This is a genomic window from Aminobacterium mobile DSM 12262 (genome assembly GCF_000526395.1).
Classification (GTDB): Bacteria; Synergistota; Synergistia; order Synergistales; family Aminobacteriaceae; genus Aminobacterium; species Aminobacterium mobile.
The window spans coordinates 992,359-1,014,053 of record NZ_JAFZ01000001.1; the positions used below are offsets into that span (position 1 = coordinate 992,359).

The 21,695-nt window shown below is 44.6% G+C and carries 20 protein-coding genes; all 20 read left to right on the plus strand.

The features are described 5' to 3' along the window. The 20 genes from K360_RS0104790 (at nt 1) to pepT (K360_RS0104890) (ending at nt 21,662) form a co-directional block, all read left to right on the plus strand. A complete protein-coding gene (locus K360_RS0104790; RefSeq protein ID WP_024822046.1) occupies nt 1-927 on the plus strand; it encodes a type II secretion system F family protein in 927 nt (308 codons plus the stop codon). A gap of 12 nt (nt 928-939) precedes the next feature. Next, entirely contained in the window at nt 940-1,830 is an 891-nt protein-coding gene (locus K360_RS0104795) for a type II secretion system F family protein (protein ID WP_024822047.1), read from the plus strand. A 7-nt stretch (nt 1,831-1,837) separates the two neighbouring features. Further along, entirely contained in the window at nt 1,838-2,200 is a 363-nt protein-coding gene (locus tag K360_RS11520) for a DUF192 domain-containing protein (RefSeq protein WP_024822048.1), read from the plus strand. Between the two features lie 116 nt (nt 2,201-2,316). Continuing rightward, nucleotides 2,317-3,171 (plus strand): HIRAN domain-containing protein, encoded by an 855-nt coding sequence (locus tag K360_RS0104805; protein WP_024822049.1) that lies wholly within the window; start codon nt 2,317-2,319, stop codon nt 3,169-3,171. A 626-nt stretch (nt 3,172-3,797) separates the two neighbouring features. After that, nucleotides 3,798-5,318, plus strand: coding sequence for an ABC transporter substrate-binding protein (locus K360_RS0104815; protein ID WP_024822050.1), 1,521 nt, complete (start codon nt 3,798-3,800; stop codon nt 5,316-5,318). Nucleotides 5,319-5,436: 118 nt separating this feature from the next. Beyond that, nucleotides 5,437-6,366: a nickel ABC transporter permease gene (nikB, locus tag K360_RS0104820; RefSeq protein WP_024822051.1), complete on the plus strand. Its 930-nt coding sequence runs from the start codon at nt 5,437-5,439 to the stop codon at nt 6,364-6,366. A 10-nt stretch (nt 6,367-6,376) separates the two neighbouring features. Continuing rightward, complete coding sequence (locus tag K360_RS0104825; RefSeq protein ID WP_024822052.1) at nt 6,377-7,246, plus strand: ABC transporter permease; 870 nt, start codon at nt 6,377-6,379, stop codon at nt 7,244-7,246. A gap of 19 nt (nt 7,247-7,265) precedes the next feature. After that, entirely contained in the window at nt 7,266-8,255 is a 990-nt protein-coding gene (locus K360_RS0104830) for an ABC transporter ATP-binding protein (protein WP_024822053.1), read from the plus strand. 11 nt (nt 8,256-8,266) lie between these two features. Continuing rightward, nucleotides 8,267-9,247 carry an ABC transporter ATP-binding protein gene (locus K360_RS0104835; RefSeq protein ID WP_024822054.1) on the plus strand — a complete coding sequence of 327 codons (981 nt, stop codon included), beginning with the start codon at nt 8,267-8,269 and terminating at the stop codon, nt 9,245-9,247. Between the two features lie 18 nt (nt 9,248-9,265). Continuing rightward, nucleotides 9,266-10,303: a M42 family metallopeptidase gene (locus K360_RS0104840; protein WP_051461134.1), complete on the plus strand. Its 1,038-nt coding sequence runs from the start codon at nt 9,266-9,268 to the stop codon at nt 10,301-10,303. A 180-nt stretch (nt 10,304-10,483) separates the two neighbouring features. Next, nucleotides 10,484-11,251, plus strand: a complete 768-nt coding sequence (locus K360_RS0104845) for a creatininase family protein (protein WP_024822056.1) — start codon at nt 10,484-10,486, stop codon at nt 11,249-11,251. Between the two features lie 9 nt (nt 11,252-11,260). Further along, nucleotides 11,261-12,958, plus strand: coding sequence for a M28 family metallopeptidase (locus tag K360_RS0104850; protein ID WP_024822057.1), 1,698 nt, complete (start codon nt 11,261-11,263; stop codon nt 12,956-12,958). A 35-nt stretch (nt 12,959-12,993) separates the two neighbouring features. Further along, the gene (locus K360_RS0104855) at nt 12,994-14,520 is read left to right on the plus strand and encodes an ABC transporter substrate-binding protein (protein WP_024822058.1); all 1,527 of its coding nucleotides are present in this window, start codon (nt 12,994-12,996) and stop codon (nt 14,518-14,520) included. Nucleotides 14,521-14,618: 98 nt separating this feature from the next. Further along, on the plus strand, nt 14,619-15,548 hold the full coding sequence (gene nikB, locus K360_RS0104860) for a nickel ABC transporter permease (RefSeq protein ID WP_024822059.1): 930 nt from the start codon (nt 14,619-14,621) through the stop codon (nt 15,546-15,548). A gap of 13 nt (nt 15,549-15,561) precedes the next feature. Then, on the plus strand, nt 15,562-16,416 hold the full coding sequence (locus K360_RS0104865; RefSeq protein WP_024822060.1) for an ABC transporter permease: 855 nt from the start codon (nt 15,562-15,564) through the stop codon (nt 16,414-16,416). A 13-nt stretch (nt 16,417-16,429) separates the two neighbouring features. Beyond that, on the plus strand, nt 16,430-17,419 hold the full coding sequence (locus K360_RS0104870) for an ABC transporter ATP-binding protein (protein ID WP_024822061.1): 990 nt from the start codon (nt 16,430-16,432) through the stop codon (nt 17,417-17,419). Continuing rightward, nucleotides 17,416-18,393, plus strand: a complete 978-nt coding sequence (locus K360_RS0104875) for an ABC transporter ATP-binding protein (protein WP_024822062.1) — start codon at nt 17,416-17,418, stop codon at nt 18,391-18,393. The genes K360_RS0104870 and K360_RS0104875 overlap by 4 nt, the downstream gene beginning before the upstream one ends. Further along, the gene (gene pepT / locus K360_RS0104880; RefSeq protein ID WP_024822063.1) at nt 18,393-19,613 is read left to right on the plus strand and encodes a peptidase T; all 1,221 of its coding nucleotides are present in this window, start codon (nt 18,393-18,395) and stop codon (nt 19,611-19,613) included. The genes K360_RS0104875 and pepT (K360_RS0104880) overlap by 1 nt, the downstream gene beginning before the upstream one ends. Before the next feature lie 25 nt (nt 19,614-19,638). Continuing rightward, nucleotides 19,639-20,325: a GntR family transcriptional regulator gene (locus K360_RS0104885; protein ID WP_024822064.1), complete on the plus strand. Its 687-nt coding sequence runs from the start codon at nt 19,639-19,641 to the stop codon at nt 20,323-20,325. A gap of 104 nt (nt 20,326-20,429) precedes the next feature. Next, nucleotides 20,430-21,662, plus strand: a complete 1,233-nt coding sequence (gene pepT / locus K360_RS0104890) for a peptidase T (protein ID WP_024822065.1) — start codon at nt 20,430-20,432, stop codon at nt 21,660-21,662. Nucleotides 21,663-21,695 lie beyond the last annotated feature (33 nt).

The window sequence follows — 21,695 nt, forward strand, 5'->3', positions numbered from 1 at the left end:
ATGGGAGGAGTTCTTTTTGCTCTTGTTATAGGAGTGCTTCTCTTTTTGATGGCATGGGGTTTTTCTAAAATAATATTGGGAGAAGAAACAGATCAGCTGACGAGAACGGAGTCATGGTTTACTGGCAACCGAGAAAAGCAGGGGGAAGAAAAAAGGCAGTGGAATAAACGTTTTACTTCCGATTCTTTTCGGAAAAAGCTTGAAGTCGAGCTTGTAAAAGCGGACCTACCTCTTAAACTGCAGGAAGCTTTTGTTCTGTGGCTCGCTCTTCTCATTGTCGTTCCATTCCTTCTTTTTATGTTTCGCGGCCCCTTCGGTCTTGCTGTAGGCCTTGTTGCTGTTATTGTTGTTCCAATTGTCATGATACGAGTTCGGAGGCAACATCGCCTTCAAAAGTTTGAGCGTCAGATTCCGCCCATGCTCGATATGCTTTCATCAGGGTTACGAGCTGGATTCAGCTTTTTGCAATCTTTGCAGAATGCAGCTACGCAAATTGAATCTCCCTTGGGAGATACGTTACAGCAGGTCGTAGCTGAAATTTCATTGGGACTGGATCTAGAAGATGTTCTGAATCGCTGGGTTGAAAGGGTTGGAAGTATGGACCTTGAGCTTGTAGTAACATCAATTTTGATTCAGAAAGAAATTGGTGGTAACTTGGCGAAAATTTTAGAAAATATAGCGAGAGTTATGCGAGACCGTCAAGATGTGGCAGCTCAGATGCGAGCACTAACATCTCAGGGACGCCTTGAAGGCCTTATTATATCTGTGTTGCCAGTGGTTATGGCCGTTATTATTAATATAATGAATCCCGGGTATTTAACCCCCTTATTTCAGACAGCTTTTGGGCAAAAGATGCTGGGAACAGCCGTGTTCTTTGGGCTCGTTGGTATTTTCGTTATCCAACGTATCGTTAAGCCTCGATATTAAGGGGGGAGAAATATGGAGATTTTAGTGATTGTTTTTTTGGTGCTTGTCGTAACATTATGTCTCTTCCTGATTTTAAATATCATCTCTCCTCAGAAAGAAGACTCTTTTGATAGGGCAGCTCGTTTTGCCGGTGACGAGGAAGAAGAGATCGCCTCTTTTAAGGAGCGGGTTGTTGAACCTTTGCAGGTTAAAATAAGTCGAGTCGGCCGTTTTCTGTTCCCTAAAGAAGCTATTGCACGTATGGACCGTTATTGTGTTATTGCTGGTCGTCCCTTGGGAGTGCGAGGAGAAGTTTTAGCTGGTATGAAGGTTTCCTTTGCCTTGATTACAGCTATAGTGTCTCTATTTATTCTTCCCATACCGTTGCGTATTTCAGGAGCTTTTATTCTCGGAGCCCTAGGGTATCTGATTCCTGGAATATGGATTACCAAAAAAGGAAAAGAGCGTCAGATGTTGGCTCGTAACCAGCTCCCAGATGTTATGGACCTTATGGTGGTGAGTGTAGAAGCAGGGCTTGGCCTTGATGCGGCTATGGCACGCGTAGCCGAGAGGCTTCGTGGCCCTATGGGAGAGAGTTTTGCTCGGGCTCTTCATGAAATCAGCTTGGGAGAAAATCGCCAGACAGCTCTTCGGGGCATTGAAGAAAGATTGCCCATGGAGGAAGTTCGCCATTTTATTACAAGTCTTATCCAAGCCGAAGAGTTGGGGGTCTCTGTGAGCGATGTGCTTCGGAGCCAGGCTGGATCTTTAAAACGTTTCCGGAGGCTGAAAGCGGAAGAACATGCCCGGAAAGCGCCTATAAAAATTCTTTTCCCTATGATTCTCTTTATTTTCCCATCGTTGTTTGTGGTTATTCTAGGCCCGGCTTTTATATCGATCATGGAAACCTTTGCCAAGAGATGATATGTTGATGCAAAAACATCCGTTGAGTCTTTTAAACGCTCAGGGGGATTTTCTCTTCTCCCCCTTATTTTGTGCAGACTCCTTTATGAGTCGTTTCCGGGGTCTTATGTTATGTCCTCCCGAAAAAAAGTGTGGCTTGATTTTGATTCCTTGTAATTCTATACATACATTTTGTATGCGTTTCCCTCTCGACATATTTTTCCTCAACGATGAATGTCGAATTCTATGTGTTCGTTGGAATTTGTCTCCATGGAGATGTTCCTGGTGCCCTGGGGCTTCTATGGTGGTAGAGTGTCCTGCCGGTGAAATTCCCCATAAAAGAATAGAGATTGGTTCAAAGATTATTTTTAAAAAGATATCTTCCAGTTAGCGTATATTCTCATCTGATATTTTTTTCTCAACATTCTATCTTTAGCCCCCTTTTCAAAAGAGAAAAGTAGTTTATAATGTCCGCACAGAATGTTATACCAGAGGATGGTGAGTCGCATGACGACCCGAACGAGAGAAACATTGAAAGAGATTTCTCTGGACAAAGTGCGGAAGTATTTGGAAGAAAACGGTGAAGACGTTCAATTGCTTGCAGGATCTACCATCGTACACAACATCTACGGAGAAGGTGAAATTTCCCGCCTCGAAACATCGCCTCAAGGAATCACATATCTTTATATCGAGTTTCAGGATCCATCGCGGGGAGTTGCTCTCGTGAAGAAGTTCCCCTTGAAAAATGTTGTAGAAACCTTTTTTTCCAGGCTCTGTCTTGTGTCTGACTTGTATAGTAAGGTTTGTTCTAGCGTTGAGTGTTCTAAGGAGGAGAGATCCCCTCTAGAGGACCGTTCCATTCACTCAAGGGTGATGGATACTGTAGCTAAGAACGAAAATGGACGGTCCCGCCAAGAAATTTTGAAAGAGTGCCGAGTTGGCGATATCGTTTTGTTATCTATGAATCCTGATAATGACCAAATAGCGGTTTCGACTGAGCAAAGAGAGGTTATAGGCTATTTGCCTGGAGAAGTGACGGAACTTATTGTCCCTGCCATAGAGAAAAATCTTCCAGTGGAGGGAATGATAACCAGTATCCCTAAAGAAGGGACAGCTCACAAGCGCGGTTGCCGTCTGGAAATTTATCTTAACGTGCCGGGCAGAGAGAACCCTCGTCTCAAAAACCTGTCGAACAAAAGACAATTGGAAAAAAACCTGTCTGCAGAAGAAAGTGATGTAGCTTCTCCCGAAGAGAGACCATGGGATGTGTTGGGGGAAGAAGATATGGACGATATGGTGGATCAGGATATGGAGTTGGATATGGATCAGTGGGATTTGTCTTTTGGAGACGGGATGGAATAAAATGGATTTGTAAACAATATTTTTATTAAAAGGCTGCCTTTCAAAAGGCAGCCTTTTTTATGAGTTTTATACGGAGCCCGAGACAAAACTAACATTGGCTTCGATGCTGCTATATGTATTTTTATTGATCTTATAAGGGAGTCGAGAGCAATGTCGTTTTTGAACCTCAAATTCGATAAGAAAAAGGAGGGCATAAAAAATATTTTATGCTAGAATAAGATATATGCAAAAAAGTTATATCATACACGCCAAAAAGATCTCCCCCCCTTTTACAGATCGTTTTGGTTTTTCTGAGGACCTGTTATAAATGCAGGTCCTCTTTTTGTTCCTTAGCAGTTTTATTACGGATCACCCTACTTCGCATGTTATAAATGTAGACTTTCTTTTTTGGGGTGCATAATAATATAGAAATTGTTCTAAGAATATACTCTATGAAATAAAAGGTAAAAATTTTTTGGCTATTGACTTCAGTTCAACGACCTTGTATAAGTGGTTACTACAAAAACCCTTCCATCGAACTAGTAAATCCAGTTTTGAACAGAGATATTAAAAAAATGAATGCAAAGATGTTATTTGCAATTACAAATATGTGCAATTCCTATTATCAAATCAAAGGAGATGAAAGAATGAACAGAGGTAGGAAACGTTTCTTTGTAGTGGCAGGGTTGTTGTTAGTTATGCTGTTTGTTGCTTCAGCAGGGTTTGCCGAGAGTAAGAAAGATACTCTTATTGTGGCGAATATTTATGATGCAAAGACTATGGATCCTCATGCAACCAACGATGTAGCTTCTTCTGGCGCGATGATGCAGATGTATGAGACGCTTATTGCTCTTGACGATGCGAATAATGTGGTTCCCCAGCTTGCAGAGAAATGGGAAAAGCTTGACGATGTCACATATCGCTTCTATCTTCTCAAAGGTGTCAGGTTTCATAATGGAGAAGAACTGAAAGCTAGCGACGTGAAATACTCCATTGAGCGGGCAATGTCCCCTAAAGGAGCTGCTATTCAGAACTATTCCAGTGAAGTAGAGTCAGTCTCTGTTGTTGATGATTACACTGTAGAAATTAAGACAAAACGTTCCTCCACTCCTTTCCTTGCCTCTTTAAGTCATACGTGGGGGAGCATAATGAATGCCAAAGCCGTAGAGGCTGCAGGAGATAACTACGGTATGCAGCCTATAGGAACGGGCCCTTTCAAGTTTGCCGAATGGGCGAGAGGTGATCGAATTGTTCTTGAGAGATTCGATGATTTTCACGGGAATAAACCTGCGTATAAGACCCTTGTCATCCGGGCTATTACTGAGCCCACAAGTCGTACCATTGAGCTTGAAAGCGGTGCAGTGGATATTGCCTATCAAATTACTACCAATGATATTAAACGGGTGGAAGAAAATCCGAACCTGAAACTTATGAGGGTTATGGATAACTCCACAACGTATCTTGGCTTTAACTGTTCTAAGAAGCCTTTCGACGATGTGCGGGTCCGCCAAGCTATAAATATGGCCCTTGACACAGTCGGTATTAACCAAGCTGTTTATCGTGGAGTAGGGCAGGCTCCTGCCGGACCTTTTGCTCCCAATGTGAAGTATTACGATAAGTCTCTTTCTATTCCCGAACCCAATATTGAGACGGCACAGAAGCTTCTTGAAGAGGCTGGATATAAAGATGGTTTTAAAGCTGAAATATGGACAAACGATAAAAAAGAGCGCGTGGACATGGCCACGATTATTCAAAGCCAGCTTCAGGAACTTGGCATTACTGTAGAAATTAAAGTTCTGGAGTGGGGCGCGTATCTTGATGGCCTTAAAGAAGCTAAACACGACATGTTTATTGTTGGTTGGACTGCATCTGTTCCAGATCCAGACTTTGCTGTGGCTGGTGTCTTCCATTCCTCTATGAAGGGGAAAATGAACTTCGCCTTTTTTGGCGATCCCGAAGTAGATGCCCTTATAGAGCAGGGAAAAACTCTTCCCGATGGCTCTGAAAGAGAGGCTCTTTATAAGGAGTTACAGCTCCAGTTGAATGAAAAACGCCCGTGGGTTTATCTGTTGAATGATGAACAGATCTGCGGACTTCAGAAAAATGTGAAAGGGTTCCGCCCCAGCCCTCGAGGATATCACGAACTGTATAACGTTTATTTCGAATAATAAATAATTATATTTATTGTTTGTGATGTGCTCCTTTCTATTTAGGTAAGTTTATGTAGATGATTGCAGGGGCAGATCTATTGTCCCTGCAATTGTTATGTTTCAGGAGGAAGAAAGAATGCTCAAGTATGTTGTTAAAAGAATTCTATCTCTTGTCCCCGTCCTGATCGGGGTTGCTTTTATTGTCTTTTCCCTCCTTTACTTCACTCCCGGGGATCCGGCTCGGATGGTTTTAGGGGATATGGCGACCGAAGAGGCCATAGAAGCATTTCGCGAAACAGAAGGGTTAAATGATCCTTTTATCGTACAGTTTGGTCGTTACCTGTACAAGGCGGTAACGAATGCTGATATAGGCCGTTCCTATATGACAAAGCGGCCTGTTACCAGCGAGATTATGACCGTTTTCCCAGCTACATTGAAGTTGGCGGCCTTTTCTATGTTCATAGCCATCATCCTTGGAATCCCTTTTGGGATTATCTCGGCAATAAAGCAATATTCGTGGTTCGACTCCATTACTATGATCTTCGCCATGGTAGGTATCTCCATGCCAGTTTTCTGGTTGGGAGTGCTTTTGATTCTATTTTTCTCGGTGCGCCTCAGTTGGCTTCCTTCTTCAGGTTTTGACACCTTTGGCGCCATGGTCCTTCCTTCCATAACTCTTGCAGCTCAGGGAGTGGCCATTATTACGCGAATGACTCGCTCCACTATGCTGGAAGTAATTCGTCAAGACTATATTCGAACTGTTCGAGCTAAAGGTCAGAAGGAATCTTTGGTTATTTGGCGTCATGCTTTGCCTAATGCCCTTATCCCTGTCATTACCATTGCAGGTATTCAGTTTGGGCAGCTTTTGGGAGGGGCTGTGTTGACAGAGTCCATTTTCTCCATCCCTGGCGTTGGCCGTTTGATGGTAGAAGCCATTAAAATGCGAGATTTCCCAGTTGTTCAAGGCGGTGTTCTTTATATTGCTGTGGCCTTTAGTTTAGTGAACCTCCTCGTGGACCTGATCTATGCATGGATCGATCCTCGTATCAAGGCACAGTACAGGTAATGAGGAGGAGATGGAGATGAACGTAACCAAGAAAAAGAAACGAGGAAATTTGAGCGAAATTTTCCGTCGCCTTAAGAAAAATCGTCTTGCTATGTTCGGATTAGCTATTGTGGTTGTTCTCCTTATAACTGCAATTTTTGCTGATGTGATCGCGCCTTATGGCTATGCGAAACAGCACCTGAGAGATGCCTTCCAAGCTCCGAACGGAAAATATGTTTTCGGCACAGATGAGTTTGGCCGAGACATTTTTAGTCGCATTGTATATGGTTCCAGAATCTCTCTTCAGGTAGGGTTCATTGCCGTAGGTATTGCCGTTGTAATAGGCGGGTTCTTGGGCGCTGTCTCCGGCTTTTACGGAGGGCGGGTTGATAACGCGATTATGAGATCTATGGATATTCTTCTTTCTATTCCACAAATTTTGCTGGCTATCGCTATTGCAGCTTCTCTTGGTCCCGGACTTTTTAATCTCATGATAGCCGTGGGCATATCGTCGATTCCAAGCTATGCACGTATAGTGAGAGGTTCCGTGCTCTCTATAAGAAACCAGGAATATGTAGAAGCAGCTAAAGCGATGGGTTCTGGCGATATTAGAATTATTATGAAGCACATATTGCCAAACTGCATGGCGCCTATCATCGTACAAGCCACATTAGGCGTCGCCTTTGCTATCCTAACAGCTGCAGGCCTGAGCTTTATCGGACTCGGCATTCAACCTCCCGTCCCGGAATGGGGTGCTATGCTTTCTGGCGGACGAGGCTATATTCGGGATTATCCCTATATGACGCTCTTCCCTGGCTTGGCCATCATGATTACCATATTGGCTTTGAATTTTCTAGGCGATGGGCTTCGGGATGCTCTCGACCCTAAACTGAAGCGTTAAGGATAAGAGAGGGAGTTTCATGACAGAAAAGAAAGAATACCTACTCAATATTCAAGACCTGACGGTGCACTATGAAACAGATAGTGGCGTTGTTTGTGCTGTTGAGCACTTAAATTTACATCTTGGACGTGGAGAGTCTTTGGGGTTTGTAGGAGAGACTGGAGCTGGCAAAACAACAACGGCTCTTTCCATAATGCAGCTGATCCCCAATCCTCCTGGACGGATTTTAAGCGGGAAGATTTTGTTTGAAGGCGAAGACCTTATCGCTAAAAACGAGGAAGAGAAACGTCATATTCGGGGTGGAAAGATTGCTATGATTTTTCAGGATCCCATGACATCTTTGAACCCTGTTATCCCAGTAGGAGAGCAAATAGCTGAAATGATAGAGCTTCACCAGAAGGTGACGAAAAACGAAGCTCTGGAAAAAGCGGTTAAAATGCTTGAGTTAGTGGGAATACGACCGGAACGAGCTCGAGATTATCCCCATCAATTTAGCGGAGGAATGAGGCAAAGGGTTGTTATCGCCATTGCTCTTGCATGTGATCCCACGCTCCTCATCGCTGACGAACCTACCACGGCGTTGGATGTTACGATTCAAGCTCAGGTGCTTGAGTTGATGAAAGACTTGAAGAAAGAATTTAATACCTCTTTAATCATGATTACGCACGATCTTGGTGTAGTGGCAGAAATTTGCGATAAGGTAGCTATTATGTATGCAGGAAGCGTAGTGGAATACGCTGATACACACTCTCTATACACGAATCCCCTACACCCTTATACAAACGGGCTTTTCAATTCCATACCGGATCTTGATGCCGATCAGGAAGAACTAAAGGTCATCCATGGTTTAATGCCAGATCCTACGAATTTGCCCTCAGGGTGTACGTTCCATCCCAGATGTCCTATGGCTCAGCCTGAATGTTCCCAAAAAAGGCCGGAGATGCTTGAGATAGAGCCGGGACATTTTGTGGCCTGCCCCGTTTGTTGTAACGGACTGAAGAAAGGGTAGGAGGAGAAACTATGGCTGAGACGCGAAAAAAACTTATAGAAGTAAATCATCTAAAAAAATATTTTCAGACTAAAAAAGGAATGCTTCACGCGGTAGATGATGTCTCTTTCTTCGTGTACGAGGGAGAAACGTTAGGGCTAGTGGGAGAGTCAGGTTGCGGTAAATCCACATTAGGCAGAGTAATGATTCGTCTTCTTGACGCTACTGACGGAGAGGTCATTTATCGTGGCGATAACATACTGAAGTACAATAAACGCCAAATGAAGGAGTTGCGAAAAAACGTTCAGATAGTCTTTCAGGATCCATACTCGTCACTCAACCCCCGTCTCTCTGTTGCAGAGCTTATAGCAGAGCCTCTCATCGTCAATGGAGTCTATCGTTCCAAAGCGGAGCGAGATAAGCGAGTTTTGGACCTTATGGATACGGTGGGTTTGGCCCAACGTTTGGTAGATGTCTATCCCCATGAGCTGGATGGGGGACGGCGGCAACGAATAGGTATTGCGAGGTCCTTGGCTCTCAACCCGGAGTTTATTGTATTGGATGAGCCTGTATCGGCACTCGATGTTTGTATTCAAGCCCAGATTCTGAACCTCCTCAATACGTTGAAAAAGGAACGGGGCTATACATACATATTTATTGCTCATAATCTAAGCGTGGTTAAACATGTTTCTGATCGCATAGCGGTAATGTATCTTGGCAAGATAGTGGAGCTTTCAGACTACAGAACTATTTTTGCTGACCCTCTTCATCCGTACACGCAGGCTCTTTTGTCTGCTATCCCCATTCCCAAAGTAGACCAGAAGCGAGATCGGATCATTCTAGAGGGAGATGTTCCCAGCCCTGTAGAACCTCCAGAGGGGTGCCGTTTTGCTGGTCGATGCCGTTACAGACAAGATATTTGTGAGCAGCGGACTCCCGAATTGCGAGAGATTGATAACGGGCATTTTGTTGCATGTCATTTCGCCAGAAATTTATTAGAGACAGGATGTTAAAAGGAGATGCTCTTTGAAATGTTTTGCATTGATATGGATTATGTAAATTCATTGATGCTTGAATTGCTCGCTATCCCATCTGTGGGAGGAGATTGTGAAGAAGCGCTGTCGAGGGTGGCAAAAGAGTTTCAGCGCTTCAATATCCCTACAGTAAGAACCAATAAAGGAGCTCTTATTGGAACGTTGCAGGGGGCTGACGATGAAAGGCATGTTTTGGTTTCAGCTCATGTGGATACTCTTGGTGCTGTGGTAAGAGAAATTAAAGGGAATGGCCGTTTGAAGCTTCTCCAGATCGGTGGTTTTGCTTGGGGGTCTGTAGAAGGGGAAAATCTTCTTGTACGAACTTCCGAAGGGAAAGAATATTCAGGCTCTCTTCTTCCATGTAAAGCCTCTATTCACGGATATTCAGATGAAGTCCGCGATATGAAGAGGGATGACGATACTATGGAGGTTCGCCTCGATGAATTAGTAACCAGTAAAGAGGATGTTTTGGCGTTGGGAATCAGGGTGGGAGATTTTGTTTTTTTCCAGCCACGGGCTGTTATCACTGAGTCCGGCTTTATTAAATCTCGTCATTTAGATGATAAGGCCTGTGTGGCCCTTATGTTTGGGGCCATTAAAGCTCTATATGATAATGGAGTAACGCCAGCTCATACTACACACTTCTACATTACTAACTATGAAGAGATAGGCCATGGTATTTCTGTCATTCCCGATAAGGTGGCGGAGTTTGCCGCCCTTGATATTGGTATTGTTACAGATACGTCGGCTTCTTCAGAAACATGTGTAACCATATTGGCACGTGATAGTCGTACTCCTTATGATCTGTCTTTCCGAAAACGTCTTGCAGCTTTGGCTGAAAAACATAATATTGACTATTGTGTAGATGTTCATTATCGCTATGGTAGTGATGCCAGTTTAGCCGCAGTTGCCGGGTTCAACGTAAATTTTGCCTGTTTCGGACCAGGCGTTGATGCCACTCATCACTACGAACGGACCCACGTGCGGGCCATTGAGGAGACTGCGAAACTTCTCATAGCTTATGTATGTGAGTAACCGATTTTCATAACGAAGCGCTTCTTAAAGGCCGCTCTGACGCAGAGTGGCCTTTTTCTTTTTGTTGCAGAGAGGAGTGCATGGGTATATAATTACAAAAACTATGAATGCAAAGATGGATTCAAAAATTTCTATATCGATTTCCTAAAGAGAAGTTGGTAATGAAAGGAGTTCTTCTTTATGTATTTAGCATCTTTGACATGGAAAAAGGCTGAAAAGAATTTTACTCCTAACACTGTAGCAATTGTTCCTCTCGGAAGTGTGGAGGAACATGGTCCCCTCGGTCCCCTCGGAACAGATTATCTTATCCCTGAAGAGTTTGCACGGCGCATAGAGGCTGATTATCCTCAAGATGTAGTAGTGTTTCCTGCTATGCCTTATGGGGCTTGTGACACGTTACTTTCTTTCCCTGGAACAGTAGACATTGGTATAGAGACGTTAACGGCTGTAATGCGGGGTATTGCTCGCAGCTTGCTTCATTGGGGACTGAAAAAAGTTATATTCATCAATGGACATGGTGGTAATAATCCTGCCCTTAATGCGGCAGCTTTAGATATTTATAAAGCGGGTGGATTGGCAGCGATTGTAGATTGGTGGATATTGGCTGGCCAAATGAACCCAAAGTGGGTTGGTGGGCATGGAGCAGGTCAGGAAACAGCAATGATGATGGCTCTCAGGCCAGGTTGGGTCAACAAAGAAGAAAATTTCGAGGAGCCGGTGAACCATCTAAGTGATAACTTAATAAATGTTCATCTTCACCAAATCCAATTCAAAAATGGTTTCGTACGGATAGTCCGAGATGTTCGGGACTCTGTTCCCACGGGAGGATTTGGCGGACCTGATGATCCGTCTATGGCTACTGAGGAGTGGGGACATGAAATGTTCGATGCAGTAACAGAGTATATGAAGGATTTTGTAGCTGAGTTTTTAAAGTTAAACCTCAAGTAGAGAAATATTATGCTTTCTTCCCTTGAGCGAGACGTTCTCGCAAATATTCATGAGGATTGTCTGGAAAGGGACGTTGCTGCTCTGTCGGCCCTTTATCGCCGGCAGAGCAGTTCAGGGTTAAAAGAGTCCCTTGATTGGATACGTTGTCATCTTGATAGTTACGGTATAAAGACACAAACACATCAATGGGTTGGAGAACTGACAACCCCTATATCAGCTTCTCTTCGCATAAAAAAAGAATTATCTTCTTTTCTCGTCCCCTGCAAAGTGTGGGGATTTTCCGGACGAAGCAGAAAAAAAGCTTCTGGCCCTCTTGTATGTGTAGACCCTAGAACTCTTCCTGCCCCTGAGGCAGTTCCTTATTTTGCCATTCGAAAAGAAGTGGAGCGCGATCTGGAAGGGAAGATAGTTCTGACTAAAAAATTCCATGGCACGGCTATTTTAGCCTTACAGGATCGCGGAGCTGCCGCAGTGATAGTAACATGGCCGGGAGGTGACGAAGAGGAGATCCATGAGAGTGGGACTGGGCTTATTTGGGGCAATCCAGAACCCTTAGAAGAGACTCTCGATATTCAGATTCCTCTTATAGCTGTGAATTATATGTGGGGCTGTAAACTCCTTGAGGTGGCTTCCGGCAATGGCAAAGCAGAAGGGGAAATAGAAGTGGAGATACAAACAGATTTTCAGCCCTTCCCGGTACTGGAAGCCCGTTTGCCTGGAGAGGAAGATAATAGCCCCTTTCTGCTTGTTGGGGCTCATATAGATGCCAAACACTGGGGAGCCACTGATAATGCTTCTGGTGCCGCACTTGCCCTTCATCTGGCTCGAATTGCATCTACGTTGCGGGAAAGGCGCTACGGTCTTCGCATATGCTGGTGGACTGGCCATGAATTTGGTCACTATGCAGGTTCATCAGCCTACTGTCTGAATTACTATGCTGATTTAGAGGAACGAGGCTTAGCCTACCTTAATATTGATATGCCCGGAGTGCGAGGGGCCTCTCATTGGCAACAGGTGGCCTGTAGCCCGGACCTTACCCCTACTGTAGAAAATATCCTTCATGACGTTGTAGGGAGATCGAGCGGTGTCATTTCTGACCCGGTGAGAGCCTGGGATCAATCGTTCCAAAATCTTGGCCTCTCTTCCCTTCTTGTCTGGGCTTCTTCACTTCCCGAGGGATCTCCTTATAGGTCAGGAAGTTTTTCTATGCCTCGATGGTGGCACACGGAATCTGATGTTTTGGACTGTTTGGATCGCCATGTTTATCTTACAGACGCACATATCTATACGCTGGCCCTTATACGCTCCGTTTGCAGAGAGGGGCTTCAATATGATGTTCATAACCTGTGGATGTTTTTTTTAAATAGGCTGGAAGCCCTTTGCTCTGCTTTGAAGGGGCGGATAAATTTAGAAGATATTTTAAGTCGGGCTCAATCGCTACATCAGCGGTCGGAAGCTTTTACAGGTACATGCCCATGGAGCAGGGATGTGGTGTGGAAAGTTCGTCGGTTAAATAGACTTCTTTTTGCGCAGAAAGCTCCATGGTCTCAGGACTGGTGTGCTCCTCAGGAGGCTATTCCTGGCCTATCTGCTGGAATAAGCATGTGCAGGGAAGGGAGAGGAGGTGTTGTTCTCGATCATTGGTTGATGTGCCAGCGCAATCGCATTTATTCGTTGCTGGGAGAAATTGAAGAAGGTATACGCTAATCGCCAGAACGCTGAAAAGTAAGGGGGAATAACATATGAGCATAAGCTGGTTAAAAAAATTTGGATTGGTAGCTATGTGTTTTGCCCTAGTGTTGGGGATGAGTTCCGGAGCTTTGGCTGCAAAGGATACCTTAGTAGTAGCCAATATGTATGATGCCAAGAGTTTAGATCCTCACGTAACCCCTGATGTGGGGTCGGCCCACATTATGGTGCAGATATATGAAACCTTGCTAAAGACTGATGATAAAGGCGAAATAGTTCCATCTCTTGCTGAAAGCTACGAGAAAATTGATGATCGTACATACCGTTTCCATCTGAGGGAAGGCGTAAAGTTCCATAATGGAGAAGAGCTGAAGGCTTCTGACGTTGCTTTTACATTCCATAGAGCCATTGAAATAGGCAAAACCATTGGCTTTATTGTAGGGAATATCGACCCAGCGTCTATAAAAGTTGAAGACGATTACACCATCGTTATGGGAACTAAAACTCCAGATACGAGCTTTTTGGCTTGTTTAACTCACTTTGGTGGTGGTTGTATTCTCAACGAAAAGGCAGTAAACGAGGCTGGCGATGATTACGGAACCCACCCAGTGGGAACTGGCCCCTACAAGTTTGTAGATTGGCAGAAAGGTGATCGAATCACCTTAACGCGCTTTGATGAATATTGGGGAACGAAGCCCGCTATTAAAGACGTAGTTGTGCGGGCTATTACAGAGCAGACAAATCGTACAATTGAGCTGGAGTCAGGTGGAGTAGATATAGCCTATGCTATTCCTCCTCTTGATATTCGTCGTATAGAGGAAAACTCTAAATTAAAGCTTATCAGAGTTCCAGATGTCTCTGTTCAGTATATGGGGTTCAACTGCTCAAAGAAACCCTTTAGCGATGTTCGTGTACGTCAGGCTATTACCATGGCCCTCGACCTCGAAAAGCTCAATAAGGCTGTATATCGTGGTATAGGCGGCCCGGCTTATGGACCGATCCCTCCCAGACTTCGTTATTTCAATACAAATTTGTCCATTCTCAAGTACGACCCGGAACGAGCTAAGGAACTTCTGGCTGAGGCTGGATATCCTGAAGGCTTCAAAGCCTCTATTTGGACAAACGACCGGAAAGAGCGTATCGACATTGCAACTATCGCACAGAGCATGTTGGCAAAAGTAGGAATTACCGTGGACATCCAGGTTATGGAGTGGGGCGCATATCTTGATAAGTTAAGCGAGAAACAGCATGATATGTACCTCATGGGATGGTCTACGCCTATCCCTGATCCGGATTACGCAGTATACGGCATTTTCCATAGCTCTCAGATTAAGGGAATGAACAAATCTGTGTATAGCAACCCTAAGGCTGATGAGTTGATGGATCGTGGACGTACTCTTCCAGATGGAGATGAGCGTCGCGCTATTTATGAAGAGCTTCAGACACTATTGGTACAAGAAGCCCCATGGGTTTTTGTCCATAACGGTGAAGAAGTTGTAGGAACCTCCAAAAATGTTAAGGGTTTTGTAGCAGACCCTGCTGGCTACCATAAGCTCTATACCGTTTCTTTTGAGGAGTAGTGGATACGGAAAGACGTTTTATATTGTGGGGGCGGGCGGCTTATGCCGCCTCCCCTAGCTGATTTTGCTTTTGGTTTAAAGGGAGGTAGTGACTCACTATGTGGAAATATGTCTTTCGTAGACTGCTCTATTTGATTCCCACAGTTATTGGAGTTACGTTCATTGTTTTTCTTCTTCTTTTTATAACCCCTGGTGATCCTGCTCGAATGATTTTGGGAGACCAGGCCACAGAAGAGGCGGTTGCAGACCTCAGGGAGGAAATGGGGCTTAACGATCCGTTTTTGGCGCAGTATGGACGTTACTTATATAATGCTGTCTTTCATTTCGACATTGGACGTTCCTACGTAACCCATGCTCCAGTTACACAGGAAATAAAGGCGGCTTTCCCTGCTACCTTGAAATTAGCTACATTGGCAGTTGTCTTGGCTGTTGTGCTGGGTATTCCAGTGGGAATATTTTCAGCGATCAAGCAATATTCTATCTTGGATAACTTGGCCATGGTTTTCGCCCTTGTTGGCATTTCCATGCCAGTGTTCTGGTTGGGACTTCTGCTTATACTGCTTTTTTCAGTTCATCTCGGGTGGTTGCCCGCTTCCGGCTTTGATAGCTTTAAATACATGATAATGCCTGCTGTCACCCTTTGTACTGCTTCTCTTGCCGTTATTTCAAGAATGACGCGGTCGAGCATGTTGGAAGTGGTGCGACAAGACTATATTCGTACAGCCCGTGCCAAAGGGCAAAAAGAAAGGGTCGTTGTTTGGCATCATGCCCTTGGCAATGCGCTTATTCCCATTGTAACCATTATTGGCATACAGTTCGGTTCTCTCCTGGGCGGAGCTGTTTTAACAGAATCTATCTTTTCAGTACCTGGGGTCGGTCGTCTTATGGTTGAGGCTATAAAAATGCGAGATTATCCCGTAGTTCAGGGTGGAGTTCTGTATATCGCCATTCTTTGCTCCTTGGTGAACCTTTTAGTCGACATTCTTTACGCCTATATCGATCCGCGTATTAAGAGCCAATATTCTTAGGAGGGAAAGATTTATGTCCGCCAAATCCAACGAAAATTTGCGGGGGGTTGTTCTCCGTTTTTCTAAAAATCGTTTTGCAGTGCTGGGGCTTATCTTGATAATCCTCTTCTGCTTGGTGGCTGTTTTTGCCTCCCATATCGCTCCATATTCTTACGAGGAACAAGATTTGCTCAATACATTGATGCCACCTTCTTCCGAACATTGGTTCGGGACCGACGAGTTTGGGCGAGATATCTTTAGCCGCATTATTTATGCTTCTCGTGTTTCCCTTAAAGTCGGGATTATTGCAGTAGGGATAGGAATGATTGTAGGTGGAATTTTAGGAGCTGTATCGGGATATTATGGTGGCTGGTTAGATAATCTTATTATGCGCGCCATGGATATTCTTCTCTCTATTCCATCTATTCTACTCTCTATAGCTATAGCAGCTTCACTTGGGCCTGGTGTTGTGAACATTATGATCGCCATAGGTATATCTAGTGTTCCACAGTATGCAAGAATTGTGAGGGGGTCAGTTCTTTCAATTCGGAGCCAACAATTTGTTATAGCCGCTCGTGCTGTGGGAGGAAGAGATTTTCACATTATATTTAAGCATATTCTACCCAACTGTATGGCGCCAATCATTGTTCAGGCTACGTTGGGAGTTGCTTGGGCCATCCTTAATACAGCAGGGTTAAGTTTCATTGGGCTCGGCATTCAACCACCGATTCCTGAGTGGGGAGCCATGCTTTCCAGCGGTCGAAACTATATTCGTGACTTTTCTTATATGACGCTTTTCCCTGGATTGGCCATTATGATCACTATTTTGGCTTTAAACTTCGTTGGGGACGGTCTTCGGGATGCTTTAGATCCGAAGATGAAGCGATAGGAGGACTTCTGAAATGTCTGATTCTAACAAGACTCTTCTCGACATTCGGGATCTCTCCGTTGACTACGAAACAGATAGCGGGACGGTGTATGCCGTACGAAACCTGAATCTTTCGCTGGGATATGGAGAATCTCTCGGTTTAGTGGGAGAAACTGGCGCTGGTAAAACAACTACAGCCTTAAGTATTATGCAACTTATCACTGATCCTGGGAAATACAAATCTGGAGAGATCTATTTTGAGGGCCGAGATATGATGACTCTGCCTGAAATGGAGAAGCGGATTATTCGCGGTGGAGAAATCTCTATGATTTTCCAAGACCCTATGACAAGCCTTAACCCAGTCATTACTGTAGTTCGACAGATAGCAGAAGTCATAAGTCTCCATGAGAATATAACTCCCGATGATGCCAGAAAAAAGGCAATAGAGATGCTTGAAGTGGTAGGTATTCGTCCAGATCGGGCAGATGACTACCCCCATCAATTTTCTGGGGGCATGTGTCAGCGAGTGGTTATAGCTATTGCTCTTGCCTGTAACCCTCAACTTCTTATTGCTGATGAGCCTACTACAGCGTTAGATGTCACTATTCAGGCTCAGGTTCTTGAGCTCATGAAAGAATTAAAAGAAAGGCTTAATACATCACTGATCATGATTACTCATGATTTGGGCATTGTTGCTGAAACGTGTGATCGTGTCGCTATTATGTATGCTGGAAATGTAGTGGAGACGGCTGATACTGAAAGTCTTTTCACCCGTCCCATGCACCCCTACACGACCGGTCTTTTCGATTCTATTCCTGATCTAGATTCTAAAGAAAAAAGATTAAAGGTCATTCCTGGACTCATGCCAGATCCTACCTTGCTTCCAGTTGGTTGTTCTTTTGCCCCCCGCTGTACGTTTGCTTGTGAGTCGTGCGAACGGAATAAACCAACTATGGTGGAGGTTCACCCTGGACATTGGGTTGCGTGCCCAGTTGTTGTAGAAAAAGGAGGGGTAAGCCGATGAATTCCACGGAGCGCCTGCTTGAAGTTCGTGGTTTGAAGAAATTTTTTAAAACGAAGAAAGGCATTCTTCACGCTGTGGATAACGTCTCTTTTGATGTTCACCGTGGCGAAACCCTTGGGCTTGTTGGAGAGTCTGGATGTGGGAAATCTACTTTGGGCAGAGTGGTTATCCGTCTCCTTGATGCTACAGGAGGCCAGGTCTTTTACAACGGAGAAGATATTTTGAAATACAGGGGGCAGAAACTTTGGGATTTGAGACGAGTGGCCCAGATCGTTTTTCAGGACCCTTATTCGAGTTTAAACCCACGGATGTCTGTTTCCAGCCTCATCGCTGAGCCCCTGGAAGTTAATAATATATGCAAAGGGGCGGAAAAAGAGGCAAGAATTCGCAAGCTTATGGATACTGTGGGGTTGGCGCAACGGCTTTATAATGCATATCCTCACGAACTGGATGGGGGACGGCGACAGCGCATTGGCATAGCCCGGGCTCTGGCTCTTGAACCGGAGTTTATTGTCCTTGATGAGCCAGTCTCAGCTCTCGATGTTTGTATTCAGGCTCAGATATTGAACTTGCTCATTGACTTGCAAGAAGACATGGGATATACGTATATCTTTATCTCCCATGACCTGAGCGTGGTAAAACATATATCTGATCGCATTGCTGTTATGTATTTGGGATGTATTGTGGAGATGGCAGGGTATCAAGAGATATTTGATGCTACCATGCACCCCTATACAAAGGCTTTGCTGTCGGCTATCCCCATACCGAAGTTTGGAGTGAAACGAGAACGTATTCTTCTGGAAGGGGATGTCCCAAGCCCTATTAATCCACCTGAAGGATGTCGTTTCGCAGGGCGTTGTCACTATAAAAAAGATCTATGTATGCGCAAGACGCCAGAGCTTCGAGAGATGGCTTCCGGCCATTTTGTGGCATGTCATTTTGCTGAGGAACTTTTTGAGGGGAGAAAGAATTAATGAAGCCAGTAGTAGAGAGGTTTCTTCGTTATGTAGCAGTAGCTACAGATGCTGATCCTCAGTCAGCGAAAGTTCCGAGCTCTTCTGGTCAGCTTGTCTTGGCCAAAATGCTGGCAGAAGAGATGAAATCCATGGGACTTTCAGATGTGGAAGTAAGCGATCATGGGTATGTAATGGGATCCTTACCAGCAGCTGCAGAGGAATATCCCGTAATAGGGCTTATAGCCCATCTTGATACATCGGATGCTGTGTCTGGGAAAAATGTGCGGCCACGTATTGTTGAAAACTATGACGGTAAGGATATTTTGTTGAATCCCCAGGAGAAAATCTTTCTTTCTACAAAGGATTTTCCTGAAATATTAGACCATGTAGGGGAAGACATTATCGTCACAGATGGAACAACCCTCCTTGGTGCTGACGATAAGGCTGGCATTGCTTCTATACTTACAGCGCTGGAGTACCTCATAGATCATCCGGATATTCCTCATGGTACGGTTCGGGTAGCTTTTACTCCAGATGAAGAGGTGGGGCATGGAGCAGCGTTGCTTGATCTAGAGCGTTTTGGAGCAGATTTTGCCTATACTATTGATGCTGGTCCTATTGGAGAACTTTGTTACGAGAACTTTAATGCGGCAAGCGCTACGATTGAGATAAAGGGAAGAAGCGTTCATCCTGGCCGAGCGAAGGGGAAAATGATAAATGCTATTTTGATAGCCCAGGACTTTTTGGCCGCATTGCCTCCCAAAGAAATCCCAGCCTGTACAGAAGGGTATGAGGGTTTTTTTCACGTATGTTCCAATGTGGGAACCGTTGAGAATGCAACGATAGAGTTGATCGTCCGAGATCACGATTCAGAGCATTTTGAAGGGCGCAAGGTCTTGTTGCAAAAAATAGTGGCAGAGCTTAACTCCCGATGGGGGGAAGGGGCTGTTTCTCTGGCGATGCGTGACGAGTATCGCAACATGGCTGAAGTGTTGCAGTATTCTATGCATATAGTTGAAAGAGCCTATAAAGCAATGGAAATGGCTGGAGTTACACCGTGTGTCAAGCCTGTTCGGGGTGGTACAGATGGAGCTCGCCTTTCTTTTCGTGGACTGCCGACGCCTAATATTTTTGCTGGCGGGCATAATTGCCATGGCCGATTCGAATTCTTGCCAGTTCAATCTCTGGAAAAGTCCATGGAGGTTGTAGTTGGTATTTTAACTGGGACAACGGTTTAAGAACAATATCTGAAGGAGGGTCTAGATGGAAGCTTTTTTACCTGCGGAAGAACAAGCTTTCCAATATGTGATTGGCTTAATAGTTGCCCATGAATTACAACCAGGAGATCGTATATACGAGCCTGAGCTTGTTCAAAAAATGGGTATGAGCAGAACGCCCATCCGTACGGCTCTCAGTCGTTTGGTGGCAGACGGAGTGTTGGAGAAAGTCCATGGTCAGAGAGGCTACCAGGTTCCTAAACTTTCTTTAGAGGATATGGAGAAAGTTTTTACGGCCAGGCAGGCTTTAGAGGGAATGATAGCTCGAGAAGCGGCCATTCACCGTACAGAACTTGAAGTGGAGGAGCTGTGGAAAGTCAACGAACGAGAGATGAATATTGTTTTAAGCAGGAAGGAAGCTACGCAGCTTAACGAACTTTTCCATCGAAAGCTAGTGCGAATGGCTCGAAATGAATATCTTGAGCGGTCTTTTGAGGCTCTCTATTTACGTTCATCTCTTTATATCTTTTACTTTGGAAGGTTTTTCCTAGACGGGCAAAGCCGGGAGCTATCTTCGCATCGGGAAGGGAACAATTATACATATGAAGAGCACCGGGCCATTATTCAGGCAGTGAGTGACCAAAATGGTGAATTAGCTCGTCAGCTTATGGAGCAGCACGTCTATAATACGTGGCGAATCCGAGTGATCAATTCTCCTTTCTTTGATGGATAATTTGTTTTATCATAAATAGCCAAGATAAAAATGAGAACGGAGCATAGAGGTACCCAAGTGTTGATGCTCCGTTCTTTTTTAGGCCAGAAGGAGGAACGAGAGTAATGTCTTCAGTGGTAGAGCGCTTCCTGAAATATGTTTCTTTTGATACTCGTGCAGTAGAAGATTCTTCAAGTGTTCCCAGTTCGAGTGGACAGATGGAGTTGGCCCGAGAGGTGGCGAAGGAGATGGAGGCACTTGGCATGGTGGATATTTCAGTAGATGATCATGCCTATGTTATGGGGACTTTCCCTGGCAACGTGAAAAAAGAAAGAGTTCTTGCAGTCGGTTTTATCGCTCATCTCGATACCTCCTATGAAGTAACCGGCACGAACGCAAAACCCAGAATTGTTTCCTACGAAGGCGGAGATATTGTGTTGAACGAAGAACAAAATATTCTCCTTTCTCCTCAAGATTTTCCTGAGCTGGAACATTATAAGGGGCACGATTTAATTGTTACCGATGGTACCACTCTTCTTGGTGTGGATGATAAGGGTGGTATGGCTCAAATTATGGCTGCTGTGGAATATTTAAAAGATCACCCTCACATTCAGCATGGTCCTGTAAAGGTTTGTTTTACTCCTGACGAAGAGATTGGTCATCAGGCGAAACTTTTAGACCTGAAGAAATTTGGGGCGAATTTTGCTTACACAGTAGATGGAGGGCCTTTGGGAGAGTTGAATTTTGAGACCTTTAATGCAGCGAAAGCGGTCATTACTATATATGGAAGAAGCGTTCATCCTGGCACGGCGAAGGACAAAATGATCAATGCCGCCCTTATAGGTACGGAATTCGCAGGGATGTTCCCTTTTGACGAGACTCCAGCAAAAACAGAAAAATACGAAGGGTTTTATCACTTGGTCTCTTTTCAGGGGAATGTGGAAAAAACGGTATTGCAGTATATTATCCGAGATCATGATTGGCAGAGGTTTCAGGACCGTAAGCAGAGAGTTGCTGACGTGGCTCAAAGTTTCCAAGAGAAGTACGGTACTCACGTACTGGAGTGTAAGATTGAAGATCAGTACTTTAATATGGCCGAGAAAATCAAGGATGCCATGCATATAGTGGAGACAGCAAAACAAGCGATGAAAGACGCAGGGATTGAACCCCGTATAGTGCCTGTCCGTGGTGGTACAGATGGATCCAGTCTCTCTTTCAGAGGGCTTTTGACGCCCAATCTCTTCACAGGGGGACATAACTATCATGGTCGTTTTGAATATGTGCCCATTTTTGCTTTAGAGAAAGGCGTAGAGGTTATTGTCAACATTATCAAACTCTACGGAACTCGTTCGGCCTAGCGATACATACAGTGATTGGGTATGTAAAAAGCA

Coding starts and splice junctions, on each gene's coding strand:
- K360_RS0104855 (WP_024822058.1), top strand. CDS start 12,994: ATGAGCATAAGCTGGTTAAAAAAATTTGGATTGGTAGCTATGTGTTTT.
- K360_RS11520 (WP_024822048.1), top strand. CDS start 1,838: ATGCAAAAACATCCGTTGAGTCTTTTAAACGCTCAGGGGGATTTTCTC.
- K360_RS0104870 (WP_024822061.1), top strand. CDS start 16,430: ATGTCTGATTCTAACAAGACTCTTCTCGACATTCGGGATCTCTCCGTT.
- K360_RS0104875 (WP_024822062.1), top strand. CDS start 17,416: ATGAATTCCACGGAGCGCCTGCTTGAAGTTCGTGGTTTGAAGAAATTT.
- K360_RS0104845 (WP_024822056.1), top strand. CDS start 10,484: ATGTATTTAGCATCTTTGACATGGAAAAAGGCTGAAAAGAATTTTACT.
- K360_RS0104815 (WP_024822050.1), top strand. CDS start 3,798: ATGAACAGAGGTAGGAAACGTTTCTTTGTAGTGGCAGGGTTGTTGTTA.
- K360_RS0104805 (WP_024822049.1), top strand. CDS start 2,317: ATGACGACCCGAACGAGAGAAACATTGAAAGAGATTTCTCTGGACAAA.
- K360_RS0104795 (WP_024822047.1), top strand. CDS start 940: ATGGAGATTTTAGTGATTGTTTTTTTGGTGCTTGTCGTAACATTATGT.
- nikB (WP_024822059.1), top strand. CDS start 14,619: ATGTGGAAATATGTCTTTCGTAGACTGCTCTATTTGATTCCCACAGTT.
- K360_RS0104885 (WP_024822064.1), top strand. CDS start 19,639: ATGGAAGCTTTTTTACCTGCGGAAGAACAAGCTTTCCAATATGTGATT.
- pepT (WP_024822065.1), top strand. CDS start 20,430: ATGTCTTCAGTGGTAGAGCGCTTCCTGAAATATGTTTCTTTTGATACT.
- K360_RS0104865 (WP_024822060.1), top strand. CDS start 15,562: ATGTCCGCCAAATCCAACGAAAATTTGCGGGGGGTTGTTCTCCGTTTT.
- nikB (WP_024822051.1), top strand. CDS start 5,437: ATGCTCAAGTATGTTGTTAAAAGAATTCTATCTCTTGTCCCCGTCCTG.
- K360_RS0104840 (WP_051461134.1), top strand. CDS start 9,266: ATGTTTTGCATTGATATGGATTATGTAAATTCATTGATGCTTGAATTG.
- K360_RS0104790 (WP_024822046.1), top strand. CDS start 1: ATGGGAGGAGTTCTTTTTGCTCTTGTTATAGGAGTGCTTCTCTTTTTG.
- K360_RS0104850 (WP_024822057.1), top strand. CDS start 11,261: ATGCTTTCTTCCCTTGAGCGAGACGTTCTCGCAAATATTCATGAGGAT.
- K360_RS0104830 (WP_024822053.1), top strand. CDS start 7,266: ATGACAGAAAAGAAAGAATACCTACTCAATATTCAAGACCTGACGGTG.
- K360_RS0104825 (WP_024822052.1), top strand. CDS start 6,377: ATGGAGATGAACGTAACCAAGAAAAAGAAACGAGGAAATTTGAGCGAA.
- pepT (WP_024822063.1), top strand. CDS start 18,393: ATGAAGCCAGTAGTAGAGAGGTTTCTTCGTTATGTAGCAGTAGCTACA.
- K360_RS0104835 (WP_024822054.1), top strand. CDS start 8,267: ATGGCTGAGACGCGAAAAAAACTTATAGAAGTAAATCATCTAAAAAAA.